The organism is Mesorhizobium sp. M2A.F.Ca.ET.042.01.1.1, from assembly GCF_003997405.1.
In the GTDB taxonomy this organism is placed as follows: Bacteria; Pseudomonadota; Alphaproteobacteria; order Rhizobiales; family Rhizobiaceae; genus Mesorhizobium.
In genome coordinates this window covers 1-5983 of sequence record NZ_RZRX01000315.1, presented here as the reverse complement: position 1 = coordinate 5983, position 5983 = coordinate 1, and the positions used below count along the sequence as shown (strand labels likewise).

General features: G+C 60.3%; 1 protein-coding gene and 2 pseudogenes. All 3 read right to left on the bottom strand.

All coding sequences use genetic code 11. The features are described from left to right. On the bottom strand, positions 1–1462 hold a 1462-nt coding region (locus tag EOA23_RS30395), incomplete at its 3' end, for an NAD-dependent succinate-semialdehyde dehydrogenase (protein ID WP_145966522.1). Positions 1463–1874: 412 nt separating this feature from the next. Beyond that, positions 1875–2600: pseudogene (locus tag EOA23_RS37090) on the bottom strand (pitrilysin family protein); the annotation flags it as partial. A gap of 549 nt (positions 2601–3149) precedes the next feature. Then, positions 3150–4454: pseudogene (locus tag EOA23_RS30385) on the bottom strand (pitrilysin family protein); the annotation flags it as partial. Positions 4455–5983 lie beyond the last annotated feature (1529 nt).

The window sequence follows — 5983 nt, the reverse complement described above, 5'->3', positions numbered from 1 at the left end:
TGCAAAGATATTTCATTTCCAGATAGTCCTCGAGGCCATGACGGGAACCCTCCCGCCCGATGCCGGATTGTTTGATCCCGCCAAACGGTGCCGCCTCCGAGGACATGCGTCCCGTGTTGATGCCAACCATGCCATATTCCAGAGCCTCTGCCACACGCCAGACCCGCTTCAGGTTTGAGGCATAGAAGTATGCGGCGAGGCCGTAGATCGTGTCATTGGCCTCGCGCACGACCTGATCCGCATCGTTGAAGCGAATGATCGGCGCGAGCGGCCCGAATGTCTCCTCTTGCGCGACTGCCATGACGCTGGAAATCTCGGTGAGGACCGTGGGTTCGAAAAACGTGCCATTCTTGCCGATACGCTGGCCCCCGCATCGTATTGTGCCGCCTTTCGCAATGGCATCTGCGATGTGAGACTCGATCTTGGCCAGAGCATGCTTGTCGATGAGCGGTCCGATGTCCACTCCGGCATCGAATCCGTCGCCAACCGACAAGTGCCGGATTCTTTCCACGAATTTCTTGACGAACTCATCGTGAACGCTCGATTGGACGTAAATGCGGTTCGCGGAAACGCAGGTCTGGCCGGCATTGCGGAACTTCGCCTGGACCGCACCGTCAACAGCACCGTCAATGTCGGCATCATCGAAGATGATGAAAGGTGCATTGCCGCCGAGTTCAAGGCTGACCTTCTTGATCTGGTCAGAGCACTGACGCATCAGCAGCCGTCCGACCTCCGTCGAACCGGTGAAGCTGATCTTTCGAATCTTGGAATTGGTGCAGAGTTCACGGCCCACGCGATCACCTTCGGACGCATAGATCAGGTTGACCACGCCATCGGGAAAGCCGGCCTGATGGGCGAGGGCGAACATTGCGCCAGCCACAAGCGGCGTCTGTTCAGCGGGCTTGAGCACGATTGTGCAGCCCGCAGCCAAGGCCGGCGAGATTTTGCGCGCCACCATGGAGGCCGGGAAATTCCATGGCGTGATCGTGCCAACAACGCCGATGGGCTGCTTGATCACTAGCATTCGGCGGTCTGTCGAGGGTGCCGAGATCGTCTCCCCATAGACGCGATTGGCCTCTTCGGCATACCATTGCAGATACGCCGCCGCATGCGATACCTCTGAAATGGCTTCGGCAAGCGGCTTGCCCATTTCCGCAGTCAGAATCGCGGCGAGATCGCCTGCATGGTCGATGATCAGCTGATGCCATCGCCAAAGAACGTCGCTACGTTCTCGGGCCGTCAACGCGGCCCATCCCGACTGCGCAACATAGGCCTTGTCTACCGCAGCACGTGTCTCCTCCACGCCCATATCGGGAAGCTCTGCCAAAACTTCGCCGGTCGACGGATTGACGACCTCGAACGTCTTATTGCCAACTGGTCTGCCGAGTGCCGGCAGGCGGTCGATGGCTCCAAACAGGTGCGGGGATTTCAGGCGACGGATCATCGGCAGGCACAGGGGCAATACCGGATTCCTCCTCAACGCAGCGAACATCCAGGTCGACGGGCCGTCAGTGTGTATTCTGCACCAGTGGGTTCGTCGTAGGGCCTCGGCAAAGCAGCTGGTAGACCACGCTAGCCCGATGAAAAGACAGCAGTTTCGTTAGTTTGAGTGCCCGCGGTTCATCAATTGATGGATTAAGCAGTCGGATGTTTGCTTCATCCACCATGCCTGCTGGTGGCGTGCGACTGAATTCTGCAAAAAGGCGGCATACATGCTGAGGAGCGCCATTTCGGCGAGAGGCCGCCGGACCGCCAATGCCGCGCAAGGTCGGCGAAAACGACTCCGCGCGTCTGCATGATCTGCTTGGCCCACGGGCCTCCAACGCTCTTCCCACGAGAAGCCCCGATGAAGAAGGAAGGTGTGATGAGTTTCTTTACTCATCCTTGCCGCCCAGCGGCGGGCCGACCACCAAAATGGCGGGCTCGGCCGAAAGCAGCTTTTTGGCCGCCGCCTTGACCTGTTTGAGCGTCACCCGACCGATGCTGCGGGCGCGACGCTGGTTGTAGTCGACGTCGGCCTTGTGAATCTGCAAATCCAGGAGCCGGTCTGCAATCGAGCGGGTCGAGCCCAGTTGGTCGATGGCATAGGCGCCGATCAGGTGCTTCTTCGCCGCCTTGAGCTCGGCCCCGGTCGGTCCTTGCTGCGCCATCTGCTTTACCACATCTCGCACGATGCTCAGTGTTTGGGCAGCGCAGTCCGAGCGTGTCTCTGTCGTAACCAGAAGCGAGTCAAGGGTTAGTTCAGAGCTGACGTGATAGGCAAGGCCGCGTTTTTGACGTACCTCCTCGTAAAGGCGGGAAGTCAAGTATGAGCCGCCAAGGATGTCGTTCAGCAGCACGGCCGCGTAGAAATCCGGCGCGCTAGGCTTCACGCCAGGCCAGGCCAACGTCAGCGAAGTCTGCGGCAGGTCGTAGTTCTCCTCCACCAGTTGACCGAGTTTCGGCGCGACATCGTAGACGGGGACGAGGGTTTGTTGCTCAGGCAAATCACCAAACAGCTGGTCAAGCCTTTCCCTCAACGTGTTCGCGTCAATGTCACCCACCACGGCAATATGGAGCCCGTCGCGAGCGAAAATGGCCTGGTGGAAGGCGCGGAGGTCGGACGGCGTGATGCCGGGGAGGCTCTCTTTTGTGCCTTCTCCCGGCCTTGAACAAGGATGCGCGCCATAGATCGCGCGCAGCCATTTGCGCTGAGCGATGGCGTTAGGGTCTCGCTCGCTGCCGACGATGCGGGAGACAATCTCGGCGCGGACGCGATCGATCGGCCCCTGCTCGAAGCGCGGCGCGTTCAGCGCGAGCCGAAGCAGGCCGAACGCCGCGTCCTGCTTTTTGGAAAGCATGCACATCGATCCGTAGATGTCGTCGCTTTGCGCGTCCAAACTCATTTCGGCGCCGGCATGGTCGAGCTTCACCTGGAAGGCACCGCTGTCGTAATGGCCAGCGCCTTCGATGAACAGGCCGGCCATCAGTTTGGCCATCCCCTCCTTCCCGACCGGGTCCTGCTTGGTGCCGCCCTTGAAGGCAAAGCCGATGTTGACGATTTCCACTGTGTGGTCCTCCACCAGCCAGGCGATGATGCCCTTTTCGGACTTCACCTCCTGGATGTTCATCGCAGCATGGGGCCGAGCGCCGAGCGTCATCTCTTGATTCTCCGTCTTGGGCAAGAGATAGCCCGTGGTCGAACGGTCGAACGCGAGATAGCGGGCGGCAACTGCTTTGATTTGCTCGGGGGTAACCTTGCGGATGCGATTCGGCCGTTCCTCGACATCCTTCACGGTACCGCCGGTGGCCAGCGTCGAGCCGTAGATGCTGGCGAGCCAGTCCAGGTTGTCTTCCGCAAAGATCATATTGAGCAAATAGTGGTCCTTGGCCTTGCCTAGTTCCTCGTTGCTGACACCATCCTCGGCAATGCGGGCAACTTCGGCAGCGGCCGCCGCTTCGAGATCAGCCAGCTTGGCATCGCCGCGCGGTGCGCCATAGATGGCGAACTTGGTGTCGTCGAGCACAGTGCCCTGGAAATAGACGCGGGCGCTGGAAGCGATACCTTGCTGGACAGCGAGCGCCTGGTAGAGCCGGCCGCGGTTACCGCCGCCGAGAATTTCGGCCAGCAGGTCGAGCGCTTCGGCCTCGCCCGGCTTGGCGGTGTGGTAGGACGGCACCACCCACTGCGTCGAAAAACTGGGCACGCTGACGCGGGCGTCTGAGAGCGTGACGGTGCGCCTGGTGTTCTGCTCGGGCTCAACCGGCCGGATGCGCGGCGGCAGGTCAGGTCCGCGCGCCACCTTGCCATAGGTCTTTTCGGCCAGCGCCCGCACCGTGTCCGGTTCGACATCGCCGGCCACGATCAGCACGGAGTTGTTGGGCCAGTAGTACTTTTCATAGAAGACGGTGGCGTCGACGCGGTTCAGCTGCTCGATCTCCTGCATCCAGCCGATGATCGGGATGCGATAGGGGTGGTTCTGCCACAGCGTCGCGTCGATCTCCTCATGGAGAACGTCCTGCGGGTTGGTGTCGGTGCTTGAGCGGCGCTCCTCGATGACCACATCGCGCTCGGTCTTGACGACATCGTCGGTCAGGATGAGGTTTCGCATTCGGTCGGCCTCGAAGCTCATCATCAGCTCGAGCGCCGACGGCGCCACTGTCTGATAGAAGGCGGTGTAGTCGGAGGAGGTGAAGGCGTTGTTGGAGCCGCCGATCTCGAACACTGCGCGGTCGAATTCGCCGCCCGCATGGTTGGTCGTCGCCTTGAACATCAGATGCTCGAAGAAATGGGCGATGCCGGATTTGCCCGGCGGCTCGTCGGCGCTGCCGATCTTGTACCACACCATGTGGGTGACGATCGGCGCCCGGTGGTTGGGAATGACGACCACCTCCATGCCGTTGTCGAGCACGAAATCCCTCGCCTTGCCGTCCTCCCATGCGACGGGGATCGGAGCCGGCCCCGCGCCGACCAACTCGGACGCAACGGACGTCCTGCGAAGCCCATGAGTGCGGGGCTTGCTTGGTAGTTCTGGTAGGGAGAGTGGGGTTATGGGCTGCGTTCCTGGCAAAGTGATCTGTTCCTCATTTTGAAGGATCTATGTCTCCCGAACGCCTATTGGGAGAAAGTGGATCGGCACGCGACGCCGAGCCACATGAGCCGTCAGCGTGTTGCTGGGCCTGACGCGAGCCTCATCTTTGGATGCGTCCGGGAAACTTTCGGCATGGTGAGGCCATGGGAAGTCTGCTCGTTATCCATTGGGTGTTTGCGGATACCTGAGCATGCCCCGTGCCAAGTAAGAAAGCCCCGATTCGCAAGGTTTGATCCAACCTTGATACTTGCGATATCCGACATTGTCGGGCATCCGACAGAAAGCGCCTTTCGCCGGCGCGCCGGCTATGACGCTCGCCTCCTCCGGCGTGACGACGATCCTTTGGCGGGCGCCGCGCACACCGATCTGCCCGCCTATCAGCACCGCGACATCGAAGGACAGCGCGATCGTGACTGGATGGGTCTTACGCAAACATGCAGCAGTGCCACCGCGATCAGGACTTCATCCGCCCCACAAAGACCCGAGCGCGAGGGACGACGTGTAAGGCTAATGATGCCGCGCATAAAGAGGTAAGGTCCCTCGTCGTACCGGCGAGCCCCTTCGCTGGGTCTCGCGAGGGTCTGGTTTGCGAACGTCGACCGACAGCATCACGGCATGGGCGGCCCCATCGGTAGGCAAGCATTGACCGTGCCATCAGCGTTGAGGCAGCGCAGAGCCCAATTTCCCGGTGCCAGCCGGTACGTTGGAGCTTCAACTGTGGCCAGCCAAGCGGGCCGAGGCCGTGAAACTCCTGATACCCTGGACCGTCCGGATTGCAACGCACGACGCCTTGGTCTCGCGCCAACGTCCATTGACGCTCAGCGAAGCATCATGCGGACGAGCTGGGAAAGCTTGGCCGGGCCGGCGCCTTCCCAGGCGCATGGGACGCGCGACGACCCATGTGGACCTTGGATTTCACTACGCACTTACGCTGCTTTGGCCTTGTCAGCAGCCTGAGCATAAAGCGTGCTCAGCTTTCAGGGCGAGCCTCTTTCATGTTGATAGCATCTGTCGTCATTCAGGATCGCCCCATTTTCGCATGCCGCTTGCAGCTTTCAGACTGTTGTCAGCCAGGGCCGCCATAAAGGGTCTCGTTTAACGCATTCGGGAGGCTTCATCACTCGACCACATTAATTTCGGGCGGTTCGCCGGCGCTCCGAATGGCACTTAACACCAGATCCTCTCCAAACCCGTGATGATCCAAGAGGAAAACGAAAAATCCCTAAATCATAAAAAAGCACCGATACGGTCGGCTCCAGGCTGATGAAATTGCGGTCTCACTGGCCACGCACGATACTTGCGATGGCGATGGCCATTGCAAAGGCCGGTCAAGCACCCAAGACGCTGACAAGCACGCCTCCGACCAAAGCTCGATCGTTGGCAGCCTTTCTAGCCGTATACTTGGGGCTGTC